The sequence below is a fragment of the Meiothermus taiwanensis WR-220 genome, assembly GCF_003568585.1.
Taxonomy (GTDB): Bacteria; Deinococcota; Deinococci; order Deinococcales; family Thermaceae; genus Meiothermus; species Meiothermus taiwanensis.
Genome location: NZ_CP021130.1, coordinates 1,959,691 through 1,975,868, shown reverse-complemented (window position 1 = coordinate 1,975,868; position 16,178 = coordinate 1,959,691). Strand labels below are relative to the sequence as shown.

The following is a 16,178-nucleotide window of genomic DNA, read 5'->3' as shown; positions in this document are numbered from 1 at the left end:
TTATGCGCCTGGCTTTCCTTACCCGCGAGCACCTGTTGATATGGGATAAGCGTCGGCTATCCCGCTTCACCCTGGATGGTCTCCTGGATGGTGAGGGGCGTTTCCAATTACACAAGCTTCCGTCGTTGCTGAAGGTCGTACGCAATCTGGACTACTTGGCCGTGGGGCCAGAGCTGGCTTTGTTGCGCACCGGATTGTTTCCCAATCTACCTGGCTTCCCCCTGGACGAGGCGGTGCTGGCGGAGGCTGAGCGCAGCCCCCTGCTGGAGGGAGAGTCGCTAACGGTTGCACACCTACCACTGGGTTTTGAAGAGCGTAAAACCCGGCTGCTGTATGCGGCGATGTCCGAGAAGGTTACCGAGTTGTTGAGTCGCAGCCTACGGCTAAAGGCTCTGGAGCCTCTTCCCCTTTTTTTCTGGCGACAGATACGCAGCCTGAGTAAGGCCCGCCGCTTCATTGTTTTAGAAAACCTAAGCCACACCATTGCCTACTTCGAGGATGGCGGATTGGTAGGCTTTCGCTATCTGAGCCTACCGGTTGATCAAGCCTCCCCGGCCCTTGCCGATGAAGTGGTGCGGTCTGTAGGGCTGTTTGGAGGTGTGGGGGCGATAGAAGAAGCCTGGCTGGTGGGTCTGCCGGAGGCCTTCGACCCCCCGCCTGGTTTACCGGTGGAGCAGGTGTATCGCCTGGATAAGGTCATGCCGGAGTACGCTCTGACTGGAGAGCCCTACCTGAACCTCAGGCATAGGCCGCAGCGCGTTGGGGAGGGTCTGCCGCGACAGATACAGGTTATTTTACTGGTAAGCGCGGTTGTTGCTACCATGGGCCTGCTGGCCCATACCTACTTACAAACCAATGTGCGACGACTCGAGCGGCTGTACAACCAGCTCAAGTCTGAGCAGGCTGTGGTGGTTGTGCCGAAAACCGAAACACCCCAGGGGGTGGGTCTGGAGGGTCTGCTCGGTAGCATATCGGCGCGTCCGGATCGCCTCTGGTTTACACGTTTTGAGGCCAGCCGTGAACAGATACGCTTGCAAGGAGAGGCCCTGAGCCCCTATGCCCCCCTCGAGCTGGCCCAGGCCCTGGGCGGCCGGCTGGTGCTCCTGGAAGAAAAGGGGGGGGCTCGAGCCGGTCTTTACACCTGGGAGGTGCAACTTGGAGAAACTCAAGCTCGGTGAGCTGCTGGTTAGGCTGGGAAAGCTCACGCCGGAGCAGCTTTCCATGGCCCTGGAGGAGCAGCAAAGGCGGCAGGAACCATTGGGCCAGGTGTTGTTGCAGAAGGGCTGGATACGCGAATCCGAGCTGTACCAGGTTTTGGCCGATCAACAGCGAGCGCCGTTGATTGGCCTTAGGGCGGTCGACATACAGCCGGAAGCCTTGAACCTTTTGGATCGGCGTTTTGCTCGGGAGAAGCGGGTGTTGCCTCTGCGGCTGGATGGGACTCGCCTGCACGTGGCGATGGCCCACCCCTCCGACCTGGCTTTGCTGGATGAGCTGCGCTTTCGTACCGGCAAGGAGATCGTGCCTTATCTAGCCTCTGACCGGGAAATTTTGCAGACGCTGGACGATTTGTTGCAACCCCAGCAGTCCCTCGATTCCGTGCCAATGGAGGCTCGACCAGGCCCCGATCTAACCATCGAGCAGGCGCCAGCGATCGAGCTGGCCGATGAGTTGGTGCGCAAGGCCTTGGGTGCGCGGGCCAGTGATCTGCACCTGGAGCCCCAGGAAAGCTATGTCCGGGTGCGTATCCGGGTGGATGGGGTTTTGCAGGAGATCCACAGGCTGGATAAGGGGTTGGAGGCCCCCCTGGTGGCCCGCTTCAAGGTGCTGGCTGGTATGGATATTGCAGAAAAGCGGCGGCCGCAGGATGGGCACTTTACCTACACATTCGGCAATCGCCGCCATGAACTGCGCGTGGCCAGCGTGGGCACGCTTTTTGGTGAACGCCTGACGGTGCGCATTATCTACCCCGATGCGGTGCGGCGGGGGTTGGCCGATCTGGGGATGCTACCGGAGGACTTGCAGCGCTTTGAAGGGCTGCTGCGTTCCACCAGCGGTATTCTGCTGGTCACCGGCCCCACCGGCAGCGGCAAGACCACCACCCTGTACGCAGCCATGCAACACCTGTACACTCCGGAGAAGTGTTTTCTGACCATCGAGGATCCGGTTGAGGTGCCCCTCGAGGGAATCAGCCAGATTCCTGTACAACCCAAGATCGACCTGGACTTTGGGGAAGTACTGCGCTCGGTGCTGCGGCAGGATCCAGATGTCATCCTGGTGGGAGAGATTCGCGACCGCACGACCATTGACACGGCACTACGGGCTGCCCTTACCGGGCACCTGGTGCTGGCTACTTTGCACGCCAACGATGCCCTATCCACCCCCATCCGGCTGCTGGAGATGGGGGCTGAGCCTTATCTGGTGGGTGCGACCCTGCTGGGGGTGGTGGCGCAGCGGCTGGTGCGTCAGGTCTGTCCGCAGTGCGCCGAGGCTTGCCAGACGCCTCCCGAGGCCCGCCTGCTCTGGGGGGAGGCTGCACCGGTGCATGAATACCGTGGTCAAGGCTGCGCCTACTGTCGCGGTACCGGGTTTTCTGGCCGGATGGGGCTCTACGAGATCTACCGCCTGGATCAGGAAGCACGCCACCTGATTGCCTCGGGGGGATCGCTGGCCGAGCTACAGGCGCGGGCGGCCGCCAGCCAGCATAAAGATCTCTGGGCCAAGGCACTGGTGGCGGTGCGCGATGGGCGCACCACCACCTCCGAGGTTTTGCGGGCCCTGGGCTGGTGGGAGGTGTGAATGGGTCTGCGCTTCACCTACGAAGCCACCGATGCCGAGGGTAGAGAGATCTACCGGGGGGTTGTGGAAGCAGCCTCTTTGCGGGAGGCCCGCACGCGGATACGGGCCATGGGGCTTTTCCCACTGCGGCTTACGCAGGCCCCTCAACGGCCTTTGCGCAAGGTGCCGTTGCCAGAGCTGGTTATTCTGACCGAACAGCTCGCTACCATGGTGCGGGCTGGGGTGCCGCTTGTGCAGGCCCTGCACACCCTGAGCCTGCAAGCGGGCAGCCCTTCCTTGCGCGAGGCCCTGCGAGGGCTGCGAGAACGGATTGAGGCCGGGCAGGGATTGGCCCGTGCCATGGAGGATTACCCTCAGGTGTTTCCGCCCCTCATGCGCCACCTGGTGGCCGCCGGGGAGTTGGGCGGTAGCCTGGAAGTGGTGCTGCAACGCTTAGCGGAGTATCTCGACAAAAGCTACGAACTGCAAGAGAAAACCCGCACCGCGCTGTTTTATCCCGGCTTTGTGCTGGGGGTACTGGGGGTGGTAGTGGCGGTGCTGCTGGTGTTTGTGATCCCGGTCTTTGCCCAGCTATACCGCGAAACAGGGGTGGCGCTGCCTGGGCCCACCCAGTTTCTGCTCAGCAGTTCGGCCTTTTTCCGTCAGCACGGTTGGTGGCTGTTGTTGATCGGCCTGCTGCTGGGATACGGGTTGAGGTTGTACTGGCGCACCCCGGAGGGTGCCGTGCGGCTGGATGGCTGGTTGTTGCGCATACCCCTGATGGGTTCGATTCTACTCAAGGCCGGGCTGGCCCGCTTTGCCCGTACCCTGGCCACCCTATACGCTGGGGGGATTCGGATTACCGAGGCCCTCGAGGCAAGCCGTAAAGTGGTGGGCAACGCCGCCCTGGCGGAGGCCATTCTCCGGGTAGAGCAATCCGTTCAGCGCGGGGAAGCCTTGGCTACCGGACTGGCCCGCGAGCCCTTTTTCCTCCCGCTTTTTGTCAGAATGGTTTTGGTGGGGGAGGAGGCGGGGCGGCTCGAGGGGATGCTCAACGAGATTGCCTTTCACCTCGAGCGGGAGGTGGACTACAGTCTCAAGCGCCTTTCCAGCAGTATCGAGCCGGTGCTAACCCTCATCCTTGGGGTGGTGGTTCTGGTGGTAGCCTTAGCCCTATACCTTCCACTGTTTGATCTATCCCGTGTAATCAGAATGCGATGAGAACGAGCTTACTCTGGCTATTTCCCGGCCTGCTTTTGGGGCTGGTCTTGCTGTGGTTGCATGGCAGCTATGAGCGGATGCGGGTCTTGCAGAATCAGGTAAGCCAGCTGCAGCGTGAGCTGGACACCTTCACACCACCCCAGGCTACGAGCAGGCCGCCTGTTAAGCCAGAGGCCTTGCCCCAGGTCTACGCCTGGCTGGTGCGCCAGGCGGAGCAGCAGAACCTTAGGCTGGTGCGCATGGAGCCCCAGGATGCCATGGCTAGACTGGTGCTGGAAGGAGGCTTTGCCTCCGTGTTTCAATTCTTGAAAAGCATGGAACGTCCGCCGTATGCCCTGTGGGTAGAACGGTATAGCCTTATCCCTACGGTGCAATCGGCCCAGGAGTTGCAGTTGGAAATTCTGGTTGGGGTGGAGGTGCAGAGGTAACGGTAAGGTGCAGATTTGCTGTAACTTGACGGGAAGCCTACACCCTGGTGGGCCTGGGGTGCATGAATGGCCCAGCCCTTCGATTGCCGACGAGGTTTTTATGCCAGATTCGGTTGGTTTGGCGCTAAGGCGGTGAACCAACCCGACCGAGTGGTATCGTTGAGGCTTGATATTGCTGGAATGCGCATTATGCGGTGATATCGTGAAAACAGCTTACCTGGGGTGTTGTTGCATGAAAGGCAATAAATATTGCTCGTAGGTCAAATGAATGCTAAACTGCTCCCACCGTCATTGCAGTGATGCGGTGTGAGTTAGGAGGAAACTATGCGCAAAGGGATCGTTGTGATGGTTTTGATGGGGCTGTTGGGGGCTTCGGGGGTTCTGGCCCAGAGCTGCTTGGCCAACGTTAAAGCCAACGGTTTAAAAGTGGGTACCAGCCCCGACTACCCGCCGTTTGAATCGCTCGACAAGAACAATAAGATCATTGGCTTCGACGTGGATCTACTGAACCTCATCGGAGCGGAGCTGGGCGTCAAAGTCAACTTCATTGGCCAGAGCTTCGACGGTCTGATCCCTGCGCTGCTCTCCAAAAAAATAGACCTGATCGCCGCTGGGCTCACCATCACCGAGGAGCGTAAGAAGTCGGTGGATTTCTCCCGGCCCTATATCTCCGGCCCCAACGTGATCATTACCCGTAAAGAGACCACTGGGATCAGCAAGCTCGAGGATCTGGCGGGCAAAAAAGTAGCCGTGCAGATCGGCAGTGCCCAGGAGAAAATCGCCAGCGGTGTGAAAGGGGCTGAGGTCAAGTCCTACAACCTCTACACCGATGCAGCCCTGGCCCTGAACACCCGTCAGGCCGATGCCCTCATTGTGCACCGCTTTGTGGGCCGGGCCTTCCTCAAGCAGTACCCCGATCTTAAGGTTGTGGCTGAGCTCAACCAAGTAGACACCGGGCTGGCCCTGCGCAAAGAGTGCAGCGATCTGCGTCGGGCTATTGACGCGGCCATCGAGAAGCTGGAAAAGAACGGCAAGATGGACGAGCTGGCAGCCAAGTGGTTCAAGTAGAGAATGGTTTGAGCCTTCCTTATGGATTTTGGCCTGATTCGTGAAAGCCTGCCGTTCTTGCTTCAGGGGGCCTGGGTAACGCTGCGCATCACCGCCCTCTCGCTGCTGTTTGGAATCCTCCTGGGCACCCTGGTGGCGCTGGCCCGCATGTCGCCAATCCGCTGGCTTTCAGGGCTGACCCTGGGCTACATCGAGCTGCTGCGCGGCACCCCGCTGCTGGTGCAAATTTTCCTGATTTTCTTCGGAATTCCCCAGCTCACCCAGCAGCAGATCAACGAGTTTGTGGCGGGGGTGATCGCCTTCAGCATCAACTCCAGCGCCTATGTGGCCGAAATCCTGCGGGCAGGCATCCAGAGCATCCCCAAGGGCCAGCGCGAGGCTGCGCTTTCCCTGGGTTTCAGTCCCACCCAAACCCTGCGCTACATCATCCTGCCCCAGGCTTTTACCCGGGTGATCCCCCCGCTGGTCAACGAGGGGATCACCCTGCTCAAAAACTCCTCGCTGCTCTCGGCGATTGCGGTGGTGGAGCTGACCCGCGCAGGCCAGCTGATCTCGGCCCGTACCTTCAAACCCTTTGAGATGTACCTGGCGGTCTCGCTGATCTATCTGGTTATGACCCTGGTACTGAGCTTTGTGGCGCGGCAGCTCGAGCGCCGCTGGCAGGTTCGCTAAGATGCCCCGCAGCGATCCCCCGCCTTCTGTGCCCATCGGCCCGCGGCTGCGCGCGGCCCGCCTGGCCAAAGGCCTCACGCTGGAACAGGTGGCCCAGCGCAGCGGGCTGGATAAATCCTTTATCAGCCGCCTCGAGCGCAACGCCACCGCAGCCTCGGTGGCCTCGCTTCTGAAGGTCTGCGCGGCGCTGGACATCCAGCCAGGGGCGCTTTTCGACCCGCCCAGCACCAACCTGGTGCGCTCCGAAGAGGCCCCCAGCGCCAACTTTGGCGGCTGGGGGGTGCGCGACTTCATCCTTTCTCGAGGCCTCCGCGGAGAGCTGATGCTCTTGCGCACCGAGATCGAGCCGGGTGGGCACGGAGGAAAAGAGCCCTACAGCTTCCCCACCGACACCGACGTGGTCACGGTGCTGGAGGGCAGCCTGGAGTTCACCGTGGGTGAGACCTGCTACACCTTATACCCGGGCGACAGCCTGACCTTTTCCGGGAAGGAGCCCCACACCTGGCGCAATCCGGGCAAAAGCCGGGCGGTGGTGCTGTGGGTGCTGAGCCCGGCCCCTTAGCGGAGGAAAACGTGAAATACCAACCCGCCGACTCCCTCGAGTCCCCCCGCTTTGCCGGGGTGCGCACCTTCATGCGCTTGCCTCATCTTCGTACCCTCGAGAACGTAGATTTTGTGGTGCTGGGCATCCCCTGGGACGATGCCACCACCCACCGGCCCGGGGCCCGCTTTGGCCCCGAGGGCATCCGCCGGGTCTCGATCATGCTCAGGCCCTGGAACCCCTACTGGGATGTGAAGATCTTCGACTACCTTTCCGGGGTGGACTACGGCGACGTGCCGGTGGTGCCCGGCTACATCGAGGACACCTACGCCCGCATCGAGGCCGAGTTCGAGAAGATTGCCCGGGCCGGGGTCACGCCCATCGCCATGGGGGGGGATCACTCCATCACCCTGGGCGAGCTGCGCGGCCTGGCCAAGGTGCACGGCCCGCTGGCCCTGGTGCATATCGATGCGCACCTGGACACCCTGGATCAGTACTTCGGGCGCAAATACAACCACGGCACCCCCTTTCGCCGCGCGGTGGAGGAGGGCCTGGTAGACCCGCACCGATCCATCCAGGTCGGGATCCGGGGCTCCAACTACGGCCCCGAGGATTACCAGGGCACCCGTGACCTGGGCTACGAGCTCATCACCATGTACGAGCTGCAGGCGATGGGCCTCGAGGCCGCCCTCGAGCGCATCCACCGCCGGGTGGGCCCGGCCCCGTGCTTTATCAGCATCGACATCGACGCGGTGGATCCGGCCTATGCCCCCGGAACCGGCACCCCCGAGGTGGACGGCTTCACCAGCCGGGAAATCCTGAGACTGGTGCGGGGGCTCAAAGGCCTGAACTTCAAGGCCGCCGACGTGGTCGAGGTGCTCCCCGCCCTCGACCCCGGGGAGATCACCGCTTATCTGGGGGGTAACCTGATCTACGAACTCATCTCGCTGCTGGCTTTGCGCAAGAAGGAGGGCCGATGAGTGAGGCCATCATCCAGATCCGCGGCCTTAACAAATGGTTCGGTAAGCTGCAGGTGCTGCGGGAGGTGAACCTCGAGGTCGCAGCCGGAGAGAAGGTGGTGATCGTGGGACCCTCGGGTTCGGGCAAGTCCACCCTAATCCGCTGCATCAACCGCCTGGAGGACTTCCAGCAGGGCGAGGTGATCGTAGACGGCATCTCCCTGAGCTCGGCCCGGAACCTCGAGGCGGTGCGACGCGAGGTGGGGATGGTCTTCCAGCAGTTTAACCTGTTTCCCCACATGACTGTTCTGCAGAACGTGGCCCTGGCCCCGCAAAAGGTGCGCGGCTGGCCCCGGGCCAAGGCCGAGCAGAAGGCGGTGGAGCTGCTGGAGCGGGTGGGCATCGCCGACCAGGCCCACAAGCACCCCGGACAGCTCTCCGGCGGGCAGCAGCAGCGGGTGGCCATCGCCCGGGCCCTGGCCATGGAGCCCAGGATCATGCTCTTCGACGAGCCCACCAGCGCGCTGGACCCGGAGATGGTGGGGGAGGTGCTGGACGTGATGCGCGACCTGGCCCGGGGCGGCATGACCATGCTGGTGGTGACCCACGAGATGGGCTTCGCCAAGGAGGTGGCCGATCGGGTGGTGGTGATGGACCAGGGACGGATCCTCGAGCAGGCCCCACCCGAGGTGATCTTCCAGAACCCCACCCACGAGCGCACCCGCAGCTTTTTGCAGCGGGTCTTGCACCACTAAGAACCTTATGCCAGATATAGCAAAGCCTATGCTCGATGTGACCCAGACCCGCATCCCGGAAGGGGTGATCGACCTGGGGGTGGGGCATCCCAGCCTGGAACTCCTCCCGCTCGAGGAACTCCGCCAGGCAGCTCAGCACCGCCTGTCCCAGGGCGATCCCTCGATTTTGCAGTACGGCGCGGAGCTGGGGGACGCACGCTTCCGGGCCGATCTGGCCCGCTTTCTGGGCCCGTACTATGGTTTTGCCGTAGAGCCCGAGACCCTGCTGGTCACCGCCGGGGTATCGCAAGCCCTGGATCTGATCTGCACCACCTTCACCCGGCCCGGCCAGGTGGTTTTGGTCGAGGAGCCTACCTACTTTCTATCGCTGGGCATCTTCCAGGATCACCACCTACAGGTCGTTCCCATTCCCACCGACGGGCAGGGGTTGGACGTGGAGGCGCTGGAGGCCGCCCTGCGCCAGCACCAGGTGGCGCTGCTCTACACCATCCCCACCTTCCAGAACCCCACCGGAACGACCCTGAGCCAGGAGCGGCGGGAGCGGCTGGTGGAGCTCAGCCAGCAACACGGCTTCCTGATCGTGGCCGATGAGGTCTACCAGCTCCTGAGCTACCGGGAGGCCCCGCCCCCCTCCCTGGCCCGCTACCTGGACACCGGGTCGGTGCTCAGCCTGGGTTCGTTCTCCAAAATCCTGGCCCCCGGTTTGCGCCTGGGCTGGATTCAGGCCGCGCCCCGGCTGCTGCAAAGGCTTGCTCAGAACGGCGTGGTGGCGAGTGGGGGCGGGCTTAACCCCTTTACCTCGAGCATCGTGCGCAGCGCCCTGGAGCTGGGCTGGCAGGAACGGCACCTGCAAAAGCTTCGCCACACCTACCGGGGTCGCCTGGAGGTGCTGCTGGAGGCCCTGTCCCAAAACGGCCTCCGGCCCCGCTACCGGCCGGAGGGGGGCTATTTTGTCTGGCTCGAGCTAGACCCCGCCATCAACAGCCAGGCTTTGCTGGAACGGGCCCTGCAGACCGGGGTGCGCTTTCAACCCGGCCACCGCTTCTCCAGCCAGGGCCGCCTGGCCCATGCGCTCAGGCTCTGTTTTGCTTACTACGAACCCCCCGAGCTGGTCGAGGGGGTGCACCGATTGGCGCGGGCCCTGCAAGGGTACCCAGGGGAAGCGGCCGGCGTATAGCTTTCCAGGCCCAGGTGTGGTTTGCGCCAGCCGCCTGGATGATTTTGTGCTGAATCCACCATTAAGGTAAGGCTGGTGCAAATCACCATCGGCTCAACATTCAGCCAGCTATAGTTTTTCATGAGGTAGCAGCAACTCGAATCGGTTCCGGTATTTCGTGGAGCAAACTACAGTGAGTTCGGGCATACTCGAAAGACTGCTGGGGGCGCTGGGCCAGGCCCTGAGGCCGGGGGGAGACCCCCAGTCCCTGGCCCGGCGGGGCCTCAGCGCCCTGGTTCAGACCCTGGATGCCTGCGGGGCCTGGTTGCGGCTGCGTGAAAACGGGCTGAGCCTGCTGGCTGCGGTGGGGGTCGAGCCGCCGGAGGAGGCCCATCTAACCCCACAAGAAGCCGAGGCCCTGGCCGCTGGCCATGTGCTGGTCTACCGCCTGCCCGAGGAGGCCACCGGCCCAGCCAGCGCAGGCTGGGGGGCGCTGGGGTACCAGGGGTTGATACTGGCTCCGCTGCATGGCGGTGGGGAGTTGCTTGGGACGCTGGCCCTGCTCTTTGCCGAGCGGCCACCCCCGGTGGCCCGGGCCCTCGAGGAGGTACTGCCCCTGTTTGGACTGCTGCTCGAGCGGGCCCGCGCAGAGGAGGAACTCGTCCGCCGGCAGCGGCTGCTTGAGGCCCTGCACCAACTGGATCGGGCTATGCTGGAGGAAAAAAGCCTGCTCGAGGTGGCCCGGATTGGGGCCGAGGCGGCCCAGGGGCTCCTCAAGGCGCAGGCGGTAGCGGTTTCTCTGGTGGAAAAGGAAGGACACCGCCTGGTGGCGGCGGTGGGGGGGGCGCTCGAGCCCCTGGTGGGCCAGCTTGCGCCCCTGGGGGAGGGGTTCTACCACCAGGCCTGGCGCAGCGGAGAGCCAGCCCTGCTGCCTGAAATTCCCGGTCAGGGGATGTCCGGCTGGCTTTTGGCGCTGGCTCCGTTCAAGAATGCCCTCATACTGCCTCTGAAGCCCGATGGCACCACACTGGGGTTTGTGGGGCTGTACGGCCTGGGCGATCCCGATGCGGCCAGGCCCCTGGCGCAGTCCTTTGCGGCGCAGCTATCGCTGGCCTTGCTGCACGAGCAAAACCGCGAGGCCCTGTTCCAGCGGGCTCGAGAGCAGGAGGTGCTGCTGCGGGCGCTCGAGGCCCTGGGTGAGGCCGCCAACCCCGAAGAGGCCGCCCGGCGCCTGGGGGCGCTTGCCCTGGAGCTGCTGCCTTCGGAGTGGGCCGCGGTGCTGCTCCTGGAACAGGGTGTGCTGCGGGTGGCGGCCGCCAGCGGGGCCATGGCTGGGTCGCTTGGCCTGCGAATCCCGCCCGATCAGGGGCTCTCCTGGGCGGCTCTTCGCCAGGGCACCCAGGTGGTAGCGGACACAACGAAAGATCCCCGGGTCTACACCCCCCCGGAGTTTCCGACCCCTCTTGTCGGCAGCGAGGTCGTCACCCCCCTGCCGGGATCCCATGGGGAGGCCCTGGGCGTGCTGATAGTTTTCCGCTCAACCCTTCCCTACACCCCGCAGGAGGCCCGGCTGGTGGAGGCGCTGGCCCAGGCCGGCGCCACCGCGTTGCAGCGCGCACAGCACAACCTGGAAGCCCGCCTGATGCTGGAAGGGGCCTTGCTGGTTGCACAAGAACCGGCCCCTGAGAGCCTAATCCAGGGCTTCGCCCAGCTTATGGCACAGGTGGTGGGGGGTGGCCGGGCGGCCATCTGGGCCCACCCGGAGGGGCGGCGGCCCTGGCGGTTGCTGGGGGTGGCCGGGGTGGGCGCCGAAGCGGCCTCCTTTTTTGAAGCCCGCCTTGACCCGGAGGCTGGGGGCTGGACAGGCTGGATCTACCGGCAACAGAGGCCCCTGGTGATAGAGGATGTGGCCTCGCCGCCAGTGGAGCCCGCCCCGGTGGAGGCTTCGGGCCTCAGGCTATATGGCGTGCAGAGCGTTCTGGGTGTAGCGGTGGGCAATTTTGGGGTGGCCTACGCCGAGCCGGGCAGCCGGGGTAAGTTTTTTGCAAGCTTCGAAGTAACGCTGCTCGAGCGCCTGGCCGGGATGCTGGCGGGGGGACTGGAGCGGCACCGGCTGGCTGTGGCCGAGCAGCGGGTGCGCCGGGCGCTGGAGCGGCTGGCCCAGGTGCCCCCGGGCGACCTCGAGGCGCTGGTGCGGGCCCTGGGGGAGAGCCTGGGGGTGCGCTGGGCTTTTATCGACCGACTGATCACGCCCGAGCGGGCCCTGGCGGTAGCGGTCTATGGCGGGGCCTCCTTTGAGTACGACCTGCCAGGCACCCCATGCGCCGATGTTTTTGCTGGCAATTTCTGTGAGTACCCGCGGGGGGTCACGGCCTGTTTTCCGGAGGATCGGCTGGCTGCCGAAATGGGGGCGGAGGCCTACCTTGGGGTTCCTCTGCGCGGTGAGGGCGGGCGGGTGCTGGGCATCCTGGTGGCCATGCACGACGCCCCGCTACCCGAGGACGAACGCGACCTGCGACGGGAAATTGTACTGGCCTACGCCCAGCGGGCTGCGCTGGAGCTGGGGCAACAGGAGAACCGCGCCCGCCTCGAGGCCACCGCCCGGGTGCACAGCCTGCTGCGCCCGGCCCAGAACAGCCAGGAGGTGATTCAGATCGCTGTGGAGGCCGTGCTGCGGGAGACCCGGGCCACCACCGCCCTGCTCTCGCTGTACCGTGAGAACGGGGACTATCTGGAAGTGGTGGCGGCGGCGGGCTACCTGGCCGAGGTCGCGCGGGGACGGCGGATGGAACGGGGAATGGGCTTGTCCTGGCGGGTGTTTGAAGAGGAGAAGCCCCTTTACTTCGAGGACGCCTCGCAAACATCCCAGGCCATTTTCTTTTCTGGAAAGCCCAGCCGGGCGGCCTACCTGGGGGTTCCGCTGCGCGATGCGCAGGGGCGAATTCTGGGGGTGCTATCCGCCGATACCGCTGAGCAAGGCGGCGTGCTGTTCCCCGAGGATCGGCACTTTCTGGTGGCCCTGGCCGAGGCCACCGGGGCGGCCATGGCCCGCCTGGACGCGCTGCACCAGGCCCGGATGGAGGCCCGGCGCTTCCGGGTTCTGGCTGAGCTTTCAGCCCGGCTGGAGGGATTGGAGGCTCCCAAGGAGATTTTGGAGGAAGCCCTGGAGGCCCTGTACCGCATCAGCGGCTTCCAGGTGGCCTGTTTTCATGAGGTTGCTCCGGAAGGCCTGCGGCTTTTGATGGTGGCGGGAGAGCCCTCGGAGGACTGGCTCCAGCAAGCCTGGCAGCAGACATACCCGCCCGGTCATGGGCTGCGGGGCCAGGTGTTGCTGACCGGGGAAGCCTTATATGTTCCACATTACCCGGATCACCCCCGGGCCCTGGCCGCTTCGGTGGCTATGGGGCTTAAGTGCGCCGCTTACACCCCAGTGCGCTTTTCCGAGCAGACGGTGGGGGTGTTGAGCCTGCTGGATTTCCGTGCGGCCTACCTGGAAGACCCCCTGCCCTTGCTCAATTTCGCAGCCCGCCGCCTGGCCAACGCCCTTGAGAAAGCCGAAAACCTGCAACAGCTTCGTACCACCCGCGAAGAGGCCCTTAAGGCGCTGGGCCTGGCACTGGAGTACCGCGACCTCGAGACCGCCGGGCACACCGAGCGGGTAACGCGGCTGGCCCTGGAGCTGGCCGAGGAGATGGGCCTGAGCGAGCCAGACCTTACGCATCTGCGCTGGGGGGCTTATCTGCACGACCTGGGCAAGCTGGCCATCCCCGATGGAATCCTCAAGAAGCCAGGAAAGCTCGAACCCGAGGAGTGGGAGCAGATGAAGACCCACACCGTTCTGGGTGAGCAGATGGCCCGGCGCATGGGCTTCCTACCCCCGGCCACCCTAGCGGTCATTCGCCACCACCACGAGCGCTGGGATGGTTCAGGCTATCCCGACGGACTGGCCGGGGAGGCCATCCCCTTGCTGGCCCGTATCTTCGCCCTGGCCGACGTGTACGACGCGCTTACTTCTCAGCGACCCTACAAGCGGGCCTGGAGCCCCGAAGAGGCCCTGGCCGATATTGCAGCCCAGGCCGGGCGGCACTTCGATCCAAACCTGTGCCGGATCTTCCTCCGGCGGTTGGGAAGGGCCTAGGGCCGCGGCGGGGGTTTCAAAGGTCAAAGGTAACGGCGCATGTAGCGCTGCGGTTCCGTACACTATAGCTATGCTGCACACACTGGGGGGGTTGCGGCTGGCCGGGAGCAACTTTGGGCGTGAGAAGCCCCTGCTGCTGCTGGCCTACCTGGCTTTGGAAGGCCCCAAGCCCCGGCGGTTTCTGGCCGAGCTGTTCTGGCCGGAGGCCGCCGACCCCCTGAACTCGCTGGCGGTGGCGCTGGCCAAGCTGCGCAAGCTGGGGGTGGCCTACAGCGATGAGAGCCGGGCCTGGGTGGATCTCGAGTGCGATGCCCTGGCCTTGCAGGACGCGCTGCGGGCGGGGCGCTGGGAGGAGGGCATTGCCCTGTACAAGGGGCCCTTTGCCGAGGGGTTGAGATCGGGCGAGGTGGGGAGCGAGCTCGAGGAGTGGGTCTACGAGGTGCGCGAGCGCCTGGCCCGTGAGGTGCGCCAGGCCTGCTTGGTGCTGGCTGAAAAAGCGGCTACCCAGGCCAACTTTGCCGAGGCCGCGGGCTATGCTGAGCAGGCCTACCGGGTGGCCGGCGCGCCGCCCTTAGAACCCGAGGAGCTGCCCAGGGTCTACCGCCTGCTCCTGGCGGGCGAGCACCCCCTGGCCGAGACCCTCGAGCGCGAGGCCAGGGAGCTGGGGATTACCCTGGGGGGCTCGAGCCAGGCTGCGCGGGGCCGCCTGCGCCAGGAGTTGGTGGGGCGGGAGCGCGAGCTGGCGGCCTTGCTGGCCCTGGAGGAGGGGGCCTGGGCCTGGGTGCGGGGTGGGGCCGGGCTGGGCAAAACCACCCTGTTGCACGAGTTGGCGGCGCGCACGGGCTGGCTTTACCTGCCGGCCCGCTCTGGGCTGCCCTATGCCACCCTCGAGCCCCTGCTGGAAAACCTACAGGGCGGTGAGGAGGCTTTGCTGCGGCGGGCGGTACAGCTGCGTGAAAACCTTTTGCTCGACGACTGGGAGCAGATGGATAGCGAGAGCCAGCGGGTTTTGACCCGTTTGCGCGGCCTGCGTCCCCCCATACGGGTGGTGATTGCGGGCCGGGAGATGCCGCCTTTCGCTGTAGATAAGCTGGTAGAGCTAGAACCGCTCACCGCTGAGGAACTGGCCGGCCTCCCTGGTGCCCTCGAGGCCACCGGGGGCATCCCGGCCCTGGTGGGGGCCTGGCTGCGGGGAGAACCCATCCAGACTGCACTGGAAGCCCGCCTCCTGGGCTTGAGCGAGCAGGCTCGCCAGGTCTATATGGGCCTGGCCTTGCTGGAAACCCCGGATCTCTTTCTGGTGCGGCAGGCACTCAATCTGAGCGCCAGCGAGATGGCCCAGGCCGTGGACACCCTCCTCTCGGTTGGTCTGATTGACCTTAGCGGGGCTGTGTTTGGGCGCGAGGCGGCCCGGCGTTACATTTCCGAGCGCCCCACCCTCGAGGCCCAGCTCAGCCTGGCCCTGGCCCGCCGGCTCAAACCCCAGCAGGCCCTGCCCCTCTACCGCCGGGCCGCGGCCTTGATTGAGGAGGCCGATCTGCCCCAGGTGCAACGGGCCTATATCACCTGGGCAGAAGAGCTTATCCAGCGCGGCTTTCCCCGGCGCGCGGCCGAGGTGCTGGTGGAAGCCCCCAGCCATCCAGAGGTCTGGCTGCTGCGTGCCCGTGCTTTTGAACGGGCAGGGATGTACAAAGAGGCCCTGGAAGCGATGCGTCTGCTGCCCGATACCCCCGAGCATCTGGCCCTCCGGGCCGCCCTCTACTACCGCCTGGGCCAGGCCGACGAGGCCCTGCGCTGTGCCGAAAAAGCCCTGAGCGGGGGGATGGAGGCCCGGGCCGAGGCCCAGAACACCCTGGGGCTGATCCACCTGGCCAAGGGTAATTTCCCAGAGGCCGCCGCGGCCTTTCGCCGGGCGGCTGCGCTCTGGCTGGGGCTGGGGGAGGAGGCCCGACGGGTTGCCGCTTTGAGCAACGTGGCCGTTGCCCGTGCCCGCCTAAACGAGGATGTCGAGCAGGTCTTCAAAGAGGTGATGGACTTAGTTAGAGATAACCCCCGCCTGCAAGCCCAGACCCTGATCAACCTGGGTAAGGAGTACGAGCGCAGCGGTCGGCTGGAGGAGGCCCTGGCCAGCTACCAACAGGCCGAGCGGCAGGCGCTGGAGGCGGGAAACCTACGCCAGGTGGCCCTGGCGCAGAACAACATCGGGGCCATCTACCATCTGAAGCAGGCTGCCAAAGAGGCCCGGGCTTACTACCACCAGGCCATCCAGACGGCCCGCCAGGGAGGGGAGTTGCAGATCCTGGTGATGGCCCTGGGCAACCTGGCCGAGCTCGAGGGCGACCCCGAGGCCTGGCAGGAGGCCATCGCAGTGGCCGAGAGGGCTGGTTACCTCGACCTAGCCCAGCAACAACGCGAGCTCTTACAGGCGTTCATGGAGCGTTCAGGGTAGCTGGGGCATGCTA

At 64.7% G+C, this 16,178-nt stretch carries 12 protein-coding genes; all 12 read left to right on the top strand.

The window, feature by feature from the left end; all coding sequences use genetic code 11:
- Positions 1–2: 2 nt before the first annotated feature.
- A complete protein-coding gene (locus MTAI_RS09685; protein WP_027888157.1) occupies positions 3–1,178 on the top strand; it encodes a hypothetical protein in 1,176 nt (391 codons plus the stop codon).
- The gene (locus tag MTAI_RS09680; RefSeq protein ID WP_027888156.1) at positions 1,156–2,799 is read left to right on the top strand and encodes a GspE/PulE family protein; all 1,644 of its coding nucleotides are present in this window, start codon (positions 1,156–1,158) and stop codon (positions 2,797–2,799) included. Before MTAI_RS09685 ends, MTAI_RS09680 begins: the two co-directional genes overlap by 23 nt.
- Positions 2,800–3,999: a type II secretion system F family protein gene (locus MTAI_RS09675; protein ID WP_081698399.1), complete on the top strand. Its 1,200-nt coding sequence runs from the start codon at positions 2,800–2,802 to the stop codon at positions 3,997–3,999. It abuts the gene before it with no gap.
- Positions 3,996–4,427 carry a hypothetical protein gene (locus MTAI_RS09670; protein WP_027888154.1) on the top strand — a complete coding sequence of 144 codons (432 nt, stop codon included), beginning with the start codon at positions 3,996–3,998 and terminating at the stop codon, positions 4,425–4,427. Before MTAI_RS09675 ends, MTAI_RS09670 begins: the two co-directional genes overlap by 4 nt.
- A 324-nt stretch (positions 4,428–4,751) precedes the next feature.
- A complete protein-coding gene (locus tag MTAI_RS09665) occupies positions 4,752–5,495 on the top strand; it encodes a basic amino acid ABC transporter substrate-binding protein (protein ID WP_027888153.1) in 744 nt (247 codons plus the stop codon).
- Between the two features lie 21 nt (positions 5,496–5,516).
- On the top strand, positions 5,517–6,167 hold the full coding sequence (locus MTAI_RS09660) for an amino acid ABC transporter permease (RefSeq protein ID WP_027888152.1): 651 nt from the start codon (positions 5,517–5,519) through the stop codon (positions 6,165–6,167).
- 1 nt (position 6,168) lies between these two features.
- Entirely contained in the window at positions 6,169–6,729 is a 561-nt protein-coding gene (locus MTAI_RS09655; protein ID WP_043983166.1) for a helix-turn-helix domain-containing protein, read from the top strand.
- Positions 6,730–6,740: 11 nt separating this feature from the next.
- Positions 6,741–7,688: an agmatinase gene (gene speB / locus MTAI_RS09650; RefSeq protein ID WP_043983174.1), complete on the top strand. Its 948-nt coding sequence runs from the start codon at positions 6,741–6,743 to the stop codon at positions 7,686–7,688.
- On the top strand, positions 7,685–8,422 hold the full coding sequence (locus MTAI_RS09645) for an amino acid ABC transporter ATP-binding protein (protein WP_043983168.1): 738 nt from the start codon (positions 7,685–7,687) through the stop codon (positions 8,420–8,422). The genes speB and MTAI_RS09645 overlap by 4 nt, the downstream gene beginning before the upstream one ends.
- A 28-nt stretch (positions 8,423–8,450) precedes the next feature.
- Positions 8,451–9,599 carry an aminotransferase-like domain-containing protein gene (locus tag MTAI_RS09640; RefSeq protein ID WP_245453109.1) on the top strand — a complete coding sequence of 383 codons (1,149 nt, stop codon included), beginning with the start codon at positions 8,451–8,453 and terminating at the stop codon, positions 9,597–9,599.
- Between the two features lie 172 nt (positions 9,600–9,771).
- Positions 9,772–13,716, top strand: coding sequence for a GAF domain-containing protein (locus MTAI_RS09635; RefSeq protein WP_187388535.1), 3,945 nt, complete (start codon positions 9,772–9,774; stop codon positions 13,714–13,716).
- A gap of 70 nt (positions 13,717–13,786) precedes the next feature.
- Complete coding sequence (locus MTAI_RS09630; RefSeq protein WP_027888146.1) at positions 13,787–16,165, top strand: tetratricopeptide repeat protein; 2,379 nt, start codon at positions 13,787–13,789, stop codon at positions 16,163–16,165.
- Positions 16,166–16,178: the final 13 nt, after the last annotated feature.